General features: G+C 66.6%; 12 protein-coding genes and 1 pseudogene. 5 read left to right on the top strand and 8 right to left on the bottom strand.

What is annotated here, in order from left to right; genetic code table 11:
* Positions 1–135 precede the first annotated feature (135 nt).
* Together QNO11_RS05430 and QNO11_RS05425 are read left to right on the top strand one after the other, a co-directional pair.
* Positions 136–1623 (top strand): asparaginase domain-containing protein, encoded by a 1488-nt coding sequence (locus QNO11_RS05430; RefSeq protein ID WP_257510099.1) that lies wholly within the window; start codon positions 136–138, stop codon positions 1621–1623.
* 158 nt (positions 1624–1781) lie between these two features.
* A complete protein-coding gene (locus QNO11_RS05425; RefSeq protein WP_257510100.1) occupies positions 1782–2642 on the top strand; it encodes an alpha/beta fold hydrolase in 861 nt (286 codons plus the stop codon).
* A 36-nt stretch (positions 2643–2678) separates the two neighbouring features.
* On the opposite strand, the gene QNO11_RS05420 is transcribed toward QNO11_RS05425, so the two are convergent.
* Positions 2679–3521 (bottom strand): alpha/beta fold hydrolase, encoded by an 843-nt coding sequence (locus tag QNO11_RS05420; protein WP_257510101.1) that lies wholly within the window; start codon positions 3519–3521, stop codon positions 2679–2681.
* 277 nt (positions 3522–3798) lie between these two features.
* Here QNO11_RS05420 and QNO11_RS05415 point away from each other — a divergent pair, with 277 nt between their 5' ends.
* Both QNO11_RS05415 and QNO11_RS05410 read left to right on the top strand, forming a co-directional pair.
* The gene (locus tag QNO11_RS05415) at positions 3799–4911 is read left to right on the top strand and encodes an NAD(P)-binding domain-containing protein (protein ID WP_257510102.1); all 1113 of its coding nucleotides are present in this window, start codon (positions 3799–3801) and stop codon (positions 4909–4911) included.
* 93 nt (positions 4912–5004) lie between these two features.
* Positions 5005–5865: an alpha/beta fold hydrolase gene (locus tag QNO11_RS05410; RefSeq protein ID WP_257510103.1), complete on the top strand. Its 861-nt coding sequence runs from the start codon at positions 5005–5007 to the stop codon at positions 5863–5865.
* A gap of 44 nt (positions 5866–5909) precedes the next feature.
* On the opposite strand, the pseudogene QNO11_RS16295 reads toward QNO11_RS05410, so the two are convergent.
* Positions 5910–6008: pseudogene (locus QNO11_RS16295) on the bottom strand (ABC transporter ATP-binding protein); the annotation flags it as partial.
* A gap of 376 nt (positions 6009–6384) precedes the next feature.
* Here QNO11_RS16295 and QNO11_RS05405 point away from each other — a divergent pair.
* The gene (locus QNO11_RS05405; RefSeq protein ID WP_257510104.1) at positions 6385–7872 is read left to right on the top strand and encodes a CoA-acylating methylmalonate-semialdehyde dehydrogenase; all 1488 of its coding nucleotides are present in this window, start codon (positions 6385–6387) and stop codon (positions 7870–7872) included.
* Between the two features lie 303 nt (positions 7873–8175).
* Here QNO11_RS05405 and QNO11_RS05400 read toward each other — a convergent pair whose 3' ends face one another.
* The 6 genes from QNO11_RS05400 to QNO11_RS05375 form a co-directional block, all read right to left on the bottom strand.
* On the bottom strand, positions 8176–10473 hold the full coding sequence (locus QNO11_RS05400; RefSeq protein ID WP_257510105.1) for a CaiB/BaiF CoA transferase family protein: 2298 nt from the start codon (positions 10471–10473) through the stop codon (positions 8176–8178).
* A gap of 81 nt (positions 10474–10554) precedes the next feature.
* Positions 10555–11709, bottom strand: a complete 1155-nt coding sequence (locus QNO11_RS05395; protein WP_257510106.1) for a thiolase C-terminal domain-containing protein — start codon at positions 11707–11709, stop codon at positions 10555–10557.
* Complete coding sequence (locus tag QNO11_RS05390; RefSeq protein ID WP_257510107.1) at positions 11709–12113, bottom strand: Zn-ribbon domain-containing OB-fold protein; 405 nt, start codon at positions 12111–12113, stop codon at positions 11709–11711. Before QNO11_RS05390 ends, QNO11_RS05395 begins: the two co-directional genes overlap by 1 nt.
* A gap of 25 nt (positions 12114–12138) precedes the next feature.
* The gene (locus QNO11_RS05385) at positions 12139–13197 is read right to left on the bottom strand and encodes an SDR family oxidoreductase (RefSeq protein ID WP_257510108.1); all 1059 of its coding nucleotides are present in this window, start codon (positions 13195–13197) and stop codon (positions 12139–12141) included.
* An 8-nt stretch (positions 13198–13205) separates the two neighbouring features.
* A complete protein-coding gene (locus tag QNO11_RS05380; RefSeq protein ID WP_257510109.1) occupies positions 13206–14765 on the bottom strand; it encodes an ABC transporter substrate-binding protein in 1560 nt (519 codons plus the stop codon).
* Between the two features lie 12 nt (positions 14766–14777).
* On the bottom strand, positions 14778–16079 hold the full coding sequence (locus QNO11_RS05375) for a CaiB/BaiF CoA transferase family protein (protein ID WP_257510110.1): 1302 nt from the start codon (positions 16077–16079) through the stop codon (positions 14778–14780).
* Between the last annotated feature and the right edge of the window lie 51 nt (positions 16080–16130).

The raw sequence follows: 16130 nt of genomic DNA, 5'->3' as shown, positions 1-16130 counted from the left end.
GCGAAAAGACGCACCACCATCCTGACCTAGAGGCAGGTGCTCGGCGGCAGGGTGTCGCGGGAGCCGACCCCTCGCTCATCTCAGCCGATCGCCCTCGGCGCGCTCTGGCGTGTCCGAAATCTGGAGAGGACCCCTGTGTCATCAGTTCCTGCTGCGCCTGCTCGTTCGCGGCGCACCCGTTGGCTGGCCGCGCTCGCGGCCGCCGCCTTCGCCGGCGCCGGGCTCGTCGTCCTGCCGCCCACCACTGAACCCGCCGCTGCTGCGGAGAAGCCGAAGATCGTCATCGTCGCCACCGGCGGGACCATCGCCGGCATGGCCGACGGCCGCGATACCTTCACCGACTACCGCGCAGGCACCTACCCGATGGCGGACATGCTTGCGGTGCTCCAGCCCGAAGTCGCCGCCATCGCCGACGTGAGCGTGGTGCAGTTCGGCAACTCGGGCTCCGGCGGCTACACGATCCCGCAGTACCACGACCTCACGATCGCCGTGGAGGACGCCCTGAAGGATGCCGACGGCGTCATCGTGACCACCGGAACCGACACGATGGAGGAGTTCGCCTACTGGCTCGACCTCACCGTCCAGAGCAAGAAGCCCGTCGTCATCACCGGCGCGATGCGCCCGTGGGCGGCCGGGGACACCGCGTCGCAAGAGGGCGTCTTCGGGGCCGACGGCCCCGCGAACCTGTTGCAGTCGATCCGCCTCGCTGCAAGCCAGGAGACCTACTGCTTCGGCACCGTGCTCTCACTCAACGACGAGATCCATGCTGCTCGGGACGTGACCAAGGGCAACGCAACGCGCAACGACACGTTCGTCACGCGCATGTCCGGAGTGCTCGGGTGGGTCGACGGTTCCGAGGTGATCATCAACCGCGCCCCGGCGCGTGTGCTGGATTGCGAGACGAACGAGTGGTTCACGCCGTTCGATGTGCGCACCGTCGCCCGCGACGCGTATCCCCGTGTCGAGATCTTCTACAACGCCCAGGACGTCGGCGGCGAAGCGATCGCCGCGTGGGCGGCCGCAGGGGTCAAGGGCATCGTCACCGCAGGCACCGGCGCCGGTGGCATCTCCGGTGCCGCTGGTCGAGCACGCACCGCCGCCGCCCGCGACCAGGGGGTGTGGTTCACCAGCACCACCCGCACCGGAAGCGGATCGGTCTCGGGCGGTTCGGGCAACACCATCGCCGGTGGCGACCTGCTGCCGCAGAAGGCGCGACTGCTCCTGATGCTCTCGCGGACCTTCACGGGTGACGTCGCGCAGGCCCGCACCTGGTTCGAGACGCTCGGCACCCCGACCTTCGACACGTCGGCGCTCGCCGCCACCGTCAGCCCGACGCCCGTCGCCGACCCGCCCGCCGAGCCGGAGCCGGAGCCAGAGCCGTCGGCGCAGCCCGAGCCGGAGGCATCGCCCTCGGCACCGGCGACTCCGGAGGACCCGACCGAGGAAACGCCGTCGCCCACCGAGACACCCACGGCTCTGGTCGGATCGCTGCCGTTCACCGGCGGGACCGGCGGCGGCGGAATCGCAGCCCTCATCGGTGCGTTCGCCATCGCGATCGGCAGCACCATGTACTGGCAGTACCGTCGCCGGTTGACGGGACAGGAAGTGGTCTCCCAGAGCTGACACGCGGTTCGCGGGAACGACGAAGGGCCGGTTCGTGAGAGCCGGCCCTTCGTCGTACCCGTGGCGGTGGTTGGCCGGCCCGTGCGAGATCATCGTGGCGGCAGCCGGCACCGCGCAACCCCCTTCGCCATGCCGCGACGGCCGACTCAAAATGGGGCATGCTGACGACCCGCATCCACAACTTCGACCGCGGACGCCTCCGTTTCGACGTGTCCGATACCGGCCCGATCGACGGCCCCGTCATCGTTCTCCTCCACGGCTTTCCCGGCTCCCGCCGCACCTGGGATGCGGTCACACCCCATCTGGTTGCGGGCGGCGCCCGGGTCGTGGCGTTCGACCAGCGCGGGTACTCGCGGCAGGCCCGGCCCCGTCGGCGCCGTGATTACCGCGCCGCCGACGTCACCGGCGACGTCCTGGCATTGCTCGATGCGCTCGAGGCGGAGCGCGTGCACCTGGTCGGGCACGACTGGGGCGGGTTTGTCGCCTGGCGGATGGCTGCGGTCGCCCCCCATCGGCTGACCGGCATGACGGTGCTCTCCACGCCCCATCCGCGCGCCCTGCTGCGCTCCCTCCTCTCTTCGGCGCAAGCGCTGCGGTCGCTCTACATCGGTTTCTTCCAACTCCCCCGGCTGCCCGAGGCCGTGCTCCGGCCCCGCCTCGCTCGCCTGCTCATCGCGATGGGCCTTCCCTCCCCCGTCGCGCGGGAGTATCAGCGTTTCCTCGCTGAGCCGCAGGCGCTGCGATCAGCACTGAACTGGTACCGCGGAATGTGGCTGCCCGACCGGCGCGGGGCGGTTGCCGCGCGGGAGCCCGTCGCGGTAGACACGGTCTACGTGTGGGGCAACCGCGATCAAGCGCTCGGTCGCCGCGCGGCGGAGTTGACCCGCCGGTACGTCAGCGCCGGCTACCGGTTCGTCGAGCTCGACGAGAATCACTGGCTGCCCGAACGCGCTGCCGCGCAGGTGGCGCGCGAGATCCTCGGCGCGGTCAGTCCCAGCGCGCCACCGGCATCCGGGTGACCGTCGCTACTGCGCTACTTCGGTTCGGTCGCTGTCCTAGCTGCGGAGGAAGCTCGTCAGGGCGGCATTGACCTCGGCGGCGTGCGTCCACAGCAGGCCGTGCGGTGCGCCCTCGATCTCGACGTACTCGGCTTCGGGGAACACCGCGTGGAAGCGCCGTGCGGTGGCGTCGATGGGGAGGATGTTGTCCTCGGTGCCGTGCAGGATCAGAGCCGGCTTGCCGCTGGCGCGCACGGCTTCGACGTCGGCGCGGAAGTCCTCGATCCAGGATGCTACGACGGCATACGCCGCGACGGGAGCGCTGGCGATTGCGGCGTTCCAGCTCCCCGCGACCGCTTCCGGGCTGATCCTCGTCCCGACGTTCTCGTCCGCGTTGTAGAAGTCCCTGAAGAACTGCGTGAACCACGCGTACCGGTCATTCCGCGCCTCCGCCGTGATGCCGTCGAAGACGTCCTGCGGTACGCCGTCGGGGTTGTCGTCGCGGGCGACGAGGAACGGCTCGAGCGAGGCGAGGAACGCGAGCTTCGCCACTCGGTCGTGTCCATACCGTGCCACATAGCGGGCGAGCTCTCCGGTGCCCATCGAGAAGCCGACCAGCACGGCATCGCGCAGGTCCAGGGTCTCCAGAATCGTGTTCAGATCGGACGCGAAGGTGTCGTAGTCGTAGCCGGAGTGCACCTTCGACGACAGTCCGAAACCGCGACGGTCGTACGTGATCACCCGGTAGCCCGCGGCGAGGAGTTCACGCGTCTGACGCTCCCAGCTGTGCCCGTTCAGCGGGTAGCCATGGATGAGGACGACCGGCTGTCCCGCGCCCTGGTCCTCGTAGTACAGCTCGATGGGGGTGCTGTTCTCGTCGCCGACCGTGATGTATCCCATGTTCTCGCCTTTCCGTGTCGCCCAGCCCGGTGCTGGGCCCTCATGGCAAGGAGAACCCCTGTGGTCGGCACACGGTCAAGGTCGAGTGGCTGGCCTGCGACACAATCCGTCGCCGACGCCCGCCTCGGCAGGAACACGACGGGGCACGCGTTGGTTGACACGTGAATATCCGGTCCTCACGGAGCTGCGCCGCCCAACCCCGAGTTGACGTAGTTCCGCACCTGGGCCACCCGAGACCGGCCCGAAGTCAGCGTCCGAGACACAGAGGAGTCCGCCCGTGGGAGATGCGCAGATCCGCCGAGCAGACACGGTTGTGATCGGTGCCGGGCAGGCCGGATTGTCCGCCGGGTTCCATCTGGCCCGGCGCGGATTCATCAGCGCCGTGGAGGACCCCGATGCCCCGCGCAGCTTCGTGATGCTCGATGCCGAAGAGTTGCCCGGCGGTGCGTGGCTGCATCGGTGGGAGTCCCTGACGATGTCGACGGTCAACGGCATCTTCGACCTCCCCGGGTTCCGGCAGGCGCCACCCGACCCCGCCGACCCCGCCCGGGTGGCGGTGCCGGCGTACTTCTCCGCGTTCGAGCAGCACATGCACCTGCCGATCCTCCGTCCCGTCGCCGTGCCGTCGGTCACTCGCGCCGACGACGACCCTGACGGTGATCTCCTGGTGCATTCCACCGCCGGGACGTGGCGCACGCGAGCGATCATCAACGCGACCGGAACCTGGACCAATCCGATGATCCCTGCGTATCCCGGGCAGGAGACATTCGCGGGACGCCAGCTCCACACCCGTGACTACACGACTCTGGACGATTTCACCGGTGAGCGCGTCGCAGTCGTCGGAGGGGGGATCTCAGCCGTTCAGCAACTCGAAGAGATATCGCGGGTGGCGCAGGTGGCCTGGTACACGCGTCGGGAACCGGTCTTCCGCGACGGCGGCTTCACCCCGGAGGTGGAGGGACGCGAGGTGATCGCGAAGGTGACAGCCGACATCGAGGCAGGAAACCCCGCCGGGAGCGTCGTCTCGTACACGGATCTCGCCTGGACTGCCTACGTGCTCGCCGCGCAGCGACGCGGCGCCCTGGTGCGACGGCCGATGTTCACGCGTATCGAACCGGCGGGCGTGCGAGAAGCGGACGGCACATTCACTCCCGTCGACACGATCCTCTGGGCGACGGGGTTCCGACCGGCGCTCGCGCACCTCGACCCCCTGTCGCTACGCAACGCCCGGGGCGGGATCGAGATGCGAGGCACTCAGGTCGCTGCGGACCCCCGTGTGCATCTCATCGGGTTCGGACCTTCACAGTCCACCGTGGGCGCGAACCGCGCGGGGCGTGACGCCGTGCGCGCTCTGACGGCGGGGCTGCACGCCGCAGCCGCGCCGGGGTGAGAAGCGCGACACGACGGACCGCCGGCTTGACCCGGTTGCAGGAACAGGGTTTCCACTTCTCTCAGAAGTTCCGAACCGACCCCAGAGGGAATCATGCCCACCGTCCACCACCGCACCCTCCCCGTCGACGGCCTCGACGTCTTCTACCGGGAAGCGGGCGCCGCCGACGCCCCCGTGCTTCTCCTGCTGCACGGCTACCCGACGAGCTCGCACATGTTCCGTCACCTCATTCCCGCCCTGGCCGACCGATACCACGTCATTGCGCCCGACCACATCGGCTTCGGGCGATCATCGGCTCCGTCCGTCGACGAGTTTCCCTACACCTTCGACGCGCTCGCCGACGTCACCACCCGATTCCTCGAGCAGGTCGGCGTCACCCGCTACACCGTCTACGTGCAGGACTACGGCGCACCCATCGCGTGGCGCCTGGCGCTGCGGCATCCGACCGCGGTCGAGGGCGTCATCTCGCAGAACGGCAACGCCTACGAGGAGGGCTTCGTCGACGACTTCTGGGCGCCCATCTGGGCGTATGGAGCCGACCCGTCGCCCGAGAACGAGAGCGCGCTCCGCCCGGCGCTCGAGCGGGAAGCCGTCGAATGGCAGTACACCCACGGCGTACCTGATCCGACGACGATCGATCCGGATGCCTGGGAGCATGACCTCACCCTCCTGAGCAGGCCGGGTGTCGACCGAGCCCAGCTCCACCTCTTCGGCGACTACGTCACCAATCGCGATCTCTACCCGCGCCTTCACGAGTGGCTGCGCGAAACGCAGGTTCCGGTCCTGGCCGTCTGGGGTCGCAACGACGAGATCTTCGCCTCCGCCGGCGCGGAGGCCTTCCGTCGCGACGTGCCGAGCGCCCGGGTCGAGCTCCTCGACGGGGGCCACTTCCTCCTCGAGTCGAACCTTGACGATGTGGTGAAGGTCATCCGCGATTGGCGCAGCGGGTTCTGACTCACGCCCTCCTCACGCATCGCGATGCTTCAGACCGCATCTTCCCCCGCGCCGGCGAGGATATCGCTCACCGGGGCGTCGGCGACGATCCGTCCACGGCCGAAGATGATGAGGTTGTCGGCCGTGAGCGCCATCTCGCTCATCGAGGAGATGGCTGGGCGCTGCGCCCGGGGTGCACCGCGCTGGCATCGAGAAGAGCGCCGACGACGGCCTGGTCAAGTCGCTCGACGAGCGTCGCCGGGTGAGCACCGAATGCGCGCCGCGGCAAGCTCAAGCGCCAGCGGCATGTTGTCCAGCGTCCGCATCACTGCAAGGACGTCACCCGCGTTCTCGAGGGTAAGTTCGAGATCCGGCTTCGCCGCTCGCGCTCGCTCCCCAAGGCCACGCGCTTACTGTTGCTTAAGCTTGGGCGCCCTTCTTAGGCTCCGAGATAGGAGGAAGCGAGCGTCCGCAGACTGACGATGAACGTCGGCTCGGACAGCGCAGGACAATCCGTCCTCTTGAAAGGAAAGCTCCGACATGAGCATTGTTCTTCACCACATCAATGGGGAGCCGATCGGAAGCGCCGAGCGCACCGCACCGGTTTACAACCCGGCCACCGGCGAGGTTGCCCGCCAGGTCGCACTCGCTTCGGTGAGTGAGGTCAACAGTGCTATCGCGGTAGCGAAGGCCGCCCTGCCCGGGTGGCGGAGCACCGGTCTTATCAAGCGCGCGGGCGTCTTCTTCCGCCTGCGCCAGCTGATCATGGACCGCCAAGACGAACTGGCCGCTCTCATCACCGACGAGCACGGCAAGGTGCTCTCGGATGCGAAGGGCGAGATCAGCCGCGCGGTCGAGAACGTTGAGTTCGCTGCCGGTCTGGTGCACCTGCTTAAGGGTGAGCACGCTGAGCAGGTTGCGCGTGGCGTGGACGTTCACTCCGTCAAGCAGCCCGTAGGTGTGGTGGCCGCGATCACACCGTTCAACTTCCCGCTGATGGTTCCGCTGTGGATGGTGTCCTCAGCCATCGCCTGCGGCAACACCGTCGTGCTGAAGCCGAGCGAGAAAGACCCGTCCCCCGCGCTCATGCTCGTGCGCCTGTTCGAAGAGGCCGGCCTCCCGGCAGGCGTCTTGAACGTCGTCAACGGCGACAAGGAAGCCGTGGATGCCCTGCTGAACTCCCCCGACGTCGAGGCCGTGAGCTTCGTTGGATCGACTCCGATTGCCGCGTCGATCTACCGCAACGCGAGCGACAAGGGTAAGCGAGTGCAGGCTCTGGGCGGCGCGAAGAACCACATGATCGTGATGCCGGACGCCGACCTCGACGCCGCAGCCGACGCGGCCGTCTCGGCCGCGTACGGCTCGGCTGGTGAGCGCTGCATGGCGGTGTCGGTCCTGGTGCCCGTGGGCGACGAGACCGCTGACACGCTGGTGGCAAAGGTGGCCGAGCGTCTGGCGGGCCTGCGCATTGGTCCCGGAACGGATCCGCAGAGCGACATGGGCCCACTGATCACCCGGGAGCACCGCGACAAGGTAGTCAGCTACGTTTCGGGGGCGGCGGGCGAAGGCGCCACCGTCGTGGTGGACGGCACCGCACAGCAGTTCGACAACGACGGCTTCTTCGTGGGCGTCAGCCTCATCGATCACGTCAAGCCCGGCATGCGCGTGTATGACGAGGAGATCTTCGGCCCGGTGCTCGCGGTCGCGCGTGCCGAGTCGTACACGGATGCTCTCAACCTGGTGAACGCAAACGCGTTCGCCAACGGTACCGCCATCTTCACTCGCGACGGCGGTACGGCCCGTCAGTTCGAGTATGACGTGGAGGTCGGCATGGTCGGCATCAACGTGCCCGTACCTGTGCCGATCGGTGCGTTCTCGTTCGGCGGCTGGAAGAAGTCGCTCTTCGGCGACTCGCACATCTACGGCCCGGAGTCGATTCACTTTTACACCAAGTCGAAGGTCGTCACCACGCGCTGGCCCGACAACACTCCTTCGCAGATCGACCTCGGCTTCCCCAGCAACCACTGATCGGAGCGACAGACGTCGCCAGTTTCTTCCTCGTGAAAGACACATCCGCACCGACGCTCGCGTTGGTGCGGATGTGTCTTTCACTCGTGGAGCGCAAGCGCCGTGCGGCCACCTTCGGGGTGTCCAGCCGCGCGACAGCATCCTCGAGCCCGAACGCACGCTCAGCGCCAATCTGCTGAGCCCTCGATCCGGCGCTACGTCGCCGCCGCGTAGGCCGGCGCGCCACGACGGAGATTCCCCCGCTTACTCTGACGAGAAAGGGGGCAACCGGCGTGTGCCGTATGCCCCCTTCGTGCCTGCTACTCAGCGATAGATATAGCCGAGGGTCTGCGGGGCAGGATCACCCTGCGTCGCGACGCCCGACGACAGCAGCGCCTCGATCTGCTCCCGCGCCACTCCCGCGTCACGCAGGATCGCGACCGTGCTTTCGCCGACGCCCGCGACCGACATCGGTCCGCGCCGAGAGGTCCGGCTGAACCGCGCAAAACGGCCCGGAGCGAACATCGTGCGCCCGGCAGCGGCAGGCCGCACGTGCACGAACTCCGACTCCAGCAGCTGCTCGTCGCGCTGGGCCTGGGAGATCTTTCGGGTGACCACGGCGGCGAACCCGTGGGATTGCGCCCACGCCACCGCGGCCTGAGCGCTCATCGTCTTCATCCGCGTAGCGATTGCCTCCTGGATGTCGTCAGAAGAGGCGTCAGGCGATGTTCCCGCCATAGCGTCGAGGTCACTCTGCGCGCCGATGGCCTGCAGCCGGACCCAACCGTCTGCGGCCGCGTAGAAGCGATCGTCGGGGCGTGCGCCCTTGAAGTCCTGGCCCCCGGGCACGGCGGGGGGTTTGCCCTCGAAACGCACGAGCTCGCAGAACTGCAGGGCGGTTGCTGTGGCTGCCAGTGAGAAGGATCCCTGCTGACCTTCCCCTGTGCGCTCCCGGTGCAACAGCGCGAGCGCGACGCCCAGCGCCCCGATCGCGCCGGATGCGGTGTCGATGCTGGCGAGCGTGTTGCACACCGGTTCGGAGTCACCGCCCTGACCTGTCATCATGCCCGACATCCCTTGAAGCACCATGTCCACACCGGGCTGACCGGCGAGCGGGCCCTTCTCTCCGTAGCCGGAGAGGGTCATCAGCACGATCTTCGGGTTGACGCGCGACAGCGACGCGTAGTCGACACCCAGCGCGGCCGCGGTGCCGGGGCGGTTGGAGCTGACGACCGCATCGGCATTCCGCACCACCGTATGCAGAGCCTCAACGCCGCCATCACCCTTCAGATCCAGGGCGAGGCTGCGCATCCCCCGGTTGTAGGTGAAGCCACTCTGCCGGAAGGGGTCACCGCGAGAGGGCTCCACCTTGATGACGTCCGCGCCCAGCTCTGCCAGCAGACTGCCGGTGTAGGGCCCAGCGACGAACGTGCCCATGTCGAGCACCGTGAAGCCGCTCAGCGGACCAGGTCGGACTGCAGCAGGCATGGGAATGTCCCCCGGCCCGCTGGCCGGCGTGCGCGGTGAGGTGCGGTCCTCACCGAGCGCGGGGGCGGCGCCGCGGATGTCTCCGGGCGAGCCGTGCAGCACCAGCGGAATGCCGGGCATCGATACCTCGCCGAGCGTGGGGTCCTGCACCCGGACGTGCAGTCCGTTCGCTTCGATCTGCGGGTGATCCAGCCACTTGTCCGAGGATTCGATGGCACCTCCGGCAATCCCGAGGCGCTCCAGCATGTCAAGCCACTCGGCGCGTGGCTTCGTGGCGAAGACCCCACGGATCCGCTCGGAGACCCACCCGTAGTTGCTGGGTTCCAGCAGCTTCGAGAGGTGGCCGACGCGCGGGTCATCGAGGATGTCGATGAGGCCGAGCGCGTTCAGCAGCAGCGGCTCGAACTTCGGCCCCAGCCCGCCCACGACGAACCACTTGCCATCCGAGGCCCGGAACCGACTGTAGGTGGGGTGGCGCCCGGCCACACCCACGGCGGTGATCGGATCCGGTGCATCCGTGAAGGTCGCGAACTGACCAGACGACATCACCATCACACCGTGCAGGCCGGTGACCTCCACATGCTGGCCCCAGCCCGAGCGCTCTCGCTCGGTGAGGGCGGCCACCGTGCAGGCGGTCGCCCAGATGGCCTGCGCGTAGAGGAACTGCGGACGCACCCACTCGACGGGGGTGCCGTCAAAGGACGCCTGGCGCCATGCGAGGCCTGAGTAGGCAGCCAACAGGGCGTTCGACTCGTGCCCACCCTGCCACGGCGTCGCCCCCTCCGATCCGTACGGGGGCATCTCCGCGAGCACGAGACGGGGAGCGGCCTGACGCAACTCGTCGGCATCGATGCCGAACGCTGACAGGTCCCCGGCGTCCTTGATGAGACACACATCTGCTACGAGCAGGCGTTCCCACAGCACACGTGCGTCGGCCGGCTGGTCGGCGTCGAGCACGAGGCTCGACTTGCCCCTGTTGAGACCTGCGAAGGCAGCGGTACCCCGCAACGGGTCTCCGCCGGGCGGCTCCACCTTGATGACATCTGCACCGAAGTCCGACAGCAGCATTCCCACCATCGGCCCGGCGATCCCGGTTGTCAGTTCGATTACCGCAAACCCCGTCATTGGGGACATGACCACTCCTTGCTTATTTCTCTCCTGCGTCCCGGGAGGCCGGTGAGGGCACACACGCACCGCGCGTGCCCTCACCGAGCGTCAAGGACGAGCGTTGGAGAGAACCAAACTCGCCGCCGCGCTGAAGAACAGCCCGACGCCCTGCACAAAGCTCACCTCGACGTCGGGTGCTTGCACCGCCGCTTCGCCACGCAACTGGCGGATCGACTCCTGCATGGCGAACATGCCGTACATGCCGGTGTGTGTGTAGCTCATGCCGCCGCCGTTGGTGTTCATCGGCAGACTGCCGCCAGGCTCCGTGTGCCCCGCAGCGATGAAGTCGGCGGACTCACCGAACCCGACGAAGCCGAGGTCCTCCAGTCCGTACAGCGGCAGGTGCGCGAAAGCGTCGTACACCATAAGGTGATCGATGTCCTTCGGGGTGAGCCCCGCCGTGGCAAAGGCCTCGGCGCTCGAGCGCTTGAAAGCACCGAACGAGCCAGGGTCACCCATCTGCGACACCATACTTGCCTGAGCTGCCTCACCTGCACCCAGGATGTGCACGAGGTTGTTCGCAGTACGCATGTCGCGGGCGCGCTCTTCGGTTGTCACGATGAGGGCGCCACCGCCGTCTGTGACGACGCAGCACATGTCCTTGGTGAAGGGGTACGCGATCTCGGGGCCGCTGAGGACGTCCTCTACCGTGATGGGCTTACGACGGAACGCGCGGGGGTTGTCGATCGCCCACTTGCGCTGAGCAACGACCACCCGGGCAAGCGACTCCTGGTCGTAGCCGCGGTCGTGGAGGAAGCGCATCACCGGAAGGGTGAAGGTGGCGTAGGGGTACACCGCACCGAACGGGTGCTCGAACTGACCCGCTGGGCTGGAGGTGTCCTTCATGCGCACCTCGGCACCGACCCGGGAGCGACCCGACTCGCCGTGCACGACCAGGACCGCGTTCGCGGCACCGCTGGCGACAGCGGCGGCGGCGTGACGCACATGAGCGATGTAGCTGCAGCCACCGATGGCCGTGCCGTCGAACCACCGCGCCTGGATGCCCAGGTGATGAGCGACCTCGACCGGCGAGGGGCGCGTGGTGGACACACCGTCAATGTCGGCAACGGTCAGACCAGCGTCATCCAGCGCGTTGCGCGCCGCCTCGGCGTGCAATTCCAGCACCGAGATGTCCGGACGCACCCCCACTGTGGTGGTCTCTGCTGCCCCCGCGATAACAACACGGCCATCGTGCAAAGCCATCAGCGCGCCTCCGCCGGGGTGAAGACAGGCAGCACACGGCCCTCACGCTCTTCAAAAACGGCCGTCAGCGGCATATCCAGGGTGAGTGCGGCCGGGTCGGCCTCCACGCCCACGATGTTCGACATCATGGTCACTCCTTCTTCGAGCTCCACGAGCGCGATGATCGGCGAGTAGTCGGCGAATGCGGGTGCCACTCGGCGGTTGATGATGTACGACACCAGGTGTGCGCGACCACTCGCCAGGCGCCACTCGACGTCACCGGAACCGCAGAACCGGCAGTGCGAGCGGGGGTAGAAGTAGTGTCGCGCGCAGTCCATGCAGTACTGCACGTTCAGACGGTTCTCGGCGACTTCGTCCCAGAAGAACTGGGTGTCCGGCGTCGGGGTGGGCAGGGGAAGACTCATCGTTACTCCTTCAGCTCCGGTGCGCTTACTCGGAGAGTTCGGCATCGGGAACGAGTCCCGACATCTCGGCGTTGCCGCGCGCCGCGCGAACGAGGTCTGGAACGACCGAACCCAACTCCGCTGCATCCCAGCGCCCGTCCTTGTCGACGCGGGGGCCCATGGCCCACCCTTCGGCGACGCTGATGTGACCGCCGCGCACGTTGAAGACGCGTCCGGTGATCCCGGCCGATTCCTTGCTGGCGAGCCAGGCGACGAGGGGCCCCACGTTGTCGGGGTGGCGAGCGTCAAACTCGCCCTCCGGGACCGTCGTGCGCAGGCTCGTGAGGCGCGTCTGTGCACCGGGGTTGATGGCGTTGACTGTCACGCCGTAGTTGGCGAGTTCCTTCGCAGCGATGACCGTGAAGGAGGCCACACCGGCCTTGGCGGCACCGTAGTTCGTCTGGCCGACGTTGCCGTAAATGCCCGACGAGGAGGAGGTTGAGATGACGCGAGCATCGACGGTCTCTCCGGCTTTCGCCCGAGCGCGCCAGTACACCGCGGCGTGGTGGGTGACAGCGGCAGTACCACGGAGGTTGACAGAGACGACGGCGTCCCAGTCCTCCGGAGTCATGTTGATGAGCATGCGGTCACGCAGTATGCCCGCGTTGTTGACGATGATGTCGAGCTGACCGAACTCTTGGATTGCGGACGTGACCAGACGGCCAGCACCGGCCCAGTCCGATACGTCGTCCCCGTTGGCAACAGCCTGGCCACCCATCGCGCGAATTTCGTCGACGACCTCGCCGGCTGGTCCGTTCGAGGATCCGCTGCCGTCGCGCTCAGCGCCGATGTCGTTGACCACGACCTTGGCTCCCTGACGCGCGAACTCGATCGCGTGGCCACGGCCGATTCCTCGACCTGCGCCCGTCACGATCGCAACGCGGCCATTCAAAATCCCACTCAATTTCCTGCTCCTTGAAAACTCGTGTCGACGGACGGCCCAACGAATCAGACGTTGAGGAGCGGTCCGCGTCGGCGTGCCGCTCCATTTTCTCGCTGTCCGGGTATTGGGCCCGCCGTCGACGACGGCGGGCCCGGTGGTCACGTCACCGATTAGCCGGCGAGGTAGACCTGGTCGAAACGCGGGGTAGCAGACGGAGGCATCACGAACCCCTGCACGTTGGTACGCACCGCGTAGTCATAATTCACATCAGCCGGGTAGATACCGACATAGTTCTCCCACAAGAACTGGTTCGCTTCTTCAAAGATCGCGCTGCGCTCAGCCGGGTCCATCTCAACCCGCGCTTCCTTGATCAGCTTGTCCAACTCCTCGTAGCAGTGGTTGATCGACGCAGCAACCCGCTCACAGTTATACAAACGGTCCGTCCCATACGCCGCATCACCGGTGATGACCTGGTTCGGCTGAATGTGCAGGTCGTAGTTGTTGTTACGGAAGTCTTCGTTGAACACGGCTGCTTCCTTCTCCAACAGCTCCACCGTGACACCGATCTTCGCCCAGTCCGAGATCATCGCCCGAGCAATCAGATCAATGCTCATACCCATACCCGGGTTCATCTCCATCGTGGTGGAGAAACCATCCGGGAACCCCGCCTCAGCGAGCAGCTTCTTCGCGTTCTCCGGGTCAAACGGGATGTCCTCGTTCTCACCCGCACCCGGGATCGTCGCAGGAATCGCCGACACCGCAGGGCTACCCAACTCGCCAAGCACGTTCTTCACAATCGAGTCGACATCCACAGCCTCAGCCAGCGCCTGACGCACCAGCGGGTCCGTGAACGGCTCACGACTGTTGTTGAACCACATGAAGTAGTAGTTATAGCTCGGGACCGAGTCATAAACCACATCCGGGTTCGTCTTCAAACGACCCGTCAAGTCCACCGGAATGTTCCACAACACATCAATGTCGCCCGCTTCCAAAGCAGTGACCTTCGGAGCCGCTTCCAGCATCTGGATCAGCTCCAGACGATCCAGCTCCGGAGCACCACCCCAGTAATCCTCGTTACCGGTCAACACAACCCGGTCACCCTGCGAGTAGGACTCGAACTGGAACGGACCCGAACCCACCGGGGCCGCCCAGAACGCCTCATCCGCAATACGATCGCCCGGACCCACATAAATACGCGTCAGGTTCGGAATCAGATCCGGCGTCGGACGCGACGTGACAATCTCCAACGTCGTCTCATCCGGGGCGTTGATCGACGCGACACCCGAGAACAAGTTCGCCAACGTTCCCTTGTTCGCAATAATCAGCTCCAGCGACGCCTTCGCGTCCGCAGCCGTCACCGGCGTCCCATCATGGAACACCGCGTCATCACGCAACGTGAACGTCCACGTGTCGCCGACGGTCTCCCACTCCGTCGCCAGGCTCGGCGCATACTCGCCATCCGCCGTCTCGACAACCAGCGTGTCAAACAACTGCGTCGCGACCGTGATCGTCGACCCATAAGCCGCGCCCGTCGCGCCCATCACGTTCAACGTCGGCAACGCCGACAACGCAACACGCAACTCCTGCGGGCCCTCCGGCGTCGAAGCAGCCGGCTCCGCCGGCCCACCCCCCGCACAACCCGCGAGCAACGCCGCAACCACGACACTCACACCCGCAAACTTCACACCCGCAAACAAACGCGAACGCCCACCACGACCAAGATGCTTCATCGCATCATCCCTTCAATAACCGACATGTGGTTCGAATACCGGCTGCCGGACGACACCGTCCTGCAGCATCTCCTGGACCTCCAGGGATGACAGGGAGATCTCTGAGAGCACTTCTTCCGAGTGCTGGCCGACGCGCGCAATTGCGACGGTCGGCGGCGTGCCCCAGTCCGCAGAGCGGATGGGGTTCGCGATCGTGCCGATGAGTGCCCCGTCGAGGTCTTGCATCTGAATCAGCGCTCCGCTGGCGAGCACGTCCGCATCCTTGACGACGTCACGGTAGCCGTTGACCGGGGCAACCACGATATTCGCCTTGGTGAGGATGTCCACCACGTCACTCGTCGCATGCGACGAGAAGAACGGCTGGATCACTGACATCAACTCGGAACGGTGCTGGAAGCGCAGCGCGTTCGAGGCGAAGCGCTCCTCGGCGATGAGCTCCGGGCGGCCGATGGCCTTGCAGAAGCTTTCCCAGTGCGGCTGCAAGTAAGCCGCCATCACGATACGGCCGTCGCGGGTCTGGATGATCCCGGAGGGCGCCTGGCCAGACTGCTGTCCGTCACCGTAGGGCACCGGCTCAACATCGGATGCGAAGAAGTTCGCGAACTTGGGGGACTGCAGATGCAGGGCCACATCCAAGAGCGAAACGTTGAGGGTGGTGCCCTCGCCCGTCCGATCACGGCGCAGCAGCGCCGCCAGAGCGCCCTGCGCGAGTACGTGGGCGGTCGTGACATCCACGATGGTGATCCCGACGCGCGTGGGAGGCCCGTCGGGCTGACCGTTGATCGCCATCATGCCGCTCTTGGCCTGGGCTGCGATGTCGAATCCGGGCTTGCCAGCCGAAGGGCCGGCGTCACCAAATCCCGAGACCGATCCGTAGATCAACGACGGGCGCTTTGCGCGCAACGCCTGGGGGCCGAGCCCCAGCCTTTCCATCGCCCCCGGACGCAGGTTCTGAATGACGATGTCGGCGGACAGCGCCAACTCTTCCGCGGCGGCGGCGCACCGCGGGTCCCGAAGGTTGAGGGCCAGGGAACGCTTGCCCTTGTTGTAGACCCCGAACTGAATCGGGTCTGACGAGCGCATGGAATCGCCCCCCAGCGACTCCACCTTCACAACGCTCGCGCCGAGGTCTGCGAGCAGCGCGGCTGCTCCCGGACCGGCGATGAACTGCCCGAACTCCACGACATTGACGCCGGCCAACGGACGGCGCGATTCGTTCGGATCGCTGACACCAGCACCCGTACTCACACCCATCACACCACCTTCGACTTTCTTTCGTATGCCCCAGCGCAGCTCTGCGCAGAAACGGGTCAATCGGAGCCTAAGAAGGGTGGCAAATATTAAGCAACAGTAAGCGAGGTGCCG

It is taken from the genome of Microbacterium sp. zg-B96 (assembly GCF_030246865.1).
Classification (GTDB): domain Bacteria; phylum Actinomycetota; class Actinomycetes; order Actinomycetales; family Microbacteriaceae; genus Microbacterium.
The sequence above is the reverse complement of the archived record's forward strand: the minus strand, read 5'-3'. Positions and strand labels throughout refer to the sequence as shown.

Bases quoted from the DNA above. Each gene is read 5' to 3' on its own strand.
- QNO11_RS05425 (WP_257510100.1), top strand. From the start codon at position 1,782: ATGCTGACGACCCGCATCCACAACTTCGACCGCGGACGCCTCCGTTTC.
- QNO11_RS05420 (WP_257510101.1), bottom strand. From the start codon at position 3,521: ATGGGATACATCACGGTCGGCGACGAGAACAGCACCCCCATCGAGCTG.
- QNO11_RS05410 (WP_257510103.1), top strand. From the start codon at position 5,005: ATGCCCACCGTCCACCACCGCACCCTCCCCGTCGACGGCCTCGACGTC.
- QNO11_RS05405 (WP_257510104.1), top strand. From the start codon at position 6,385: ATGAGCATTGTTCTTCACCACATCAATGGGGAGCCGATCGGAAGCGCC.
- QNO11_RS05400 (WP_257510105.1), bottom strand. From the start codon at position 10,473: ATGTCCCCAATGACGGGGTTTGCGGTAATCGAACTGACAACCGGGATC.
- QNO11_RS05395 (WP_257510106.1), bottom strand. From the start codon at position 11,709: ATGGCTTTGCACGATGGCCGTGTTGTTATCGCGGGGGCAGCAGAGACC.
- QNO11_RS05390 (WP_257510107.1), bottom strand. From the start codon at position 12,113: ATGAGTCTTCCCCTGCCCACCCCGACGCCGGACACCCAGTTCTTCTGG.
- QNO11_RS05380 (WP_257510109.1), bottom strand. From the start codon at position 14,765: ATGAAGCATCTTGGTCGTGGTGGGCGTTCGCGTTTGTTTGCGGGTGTG.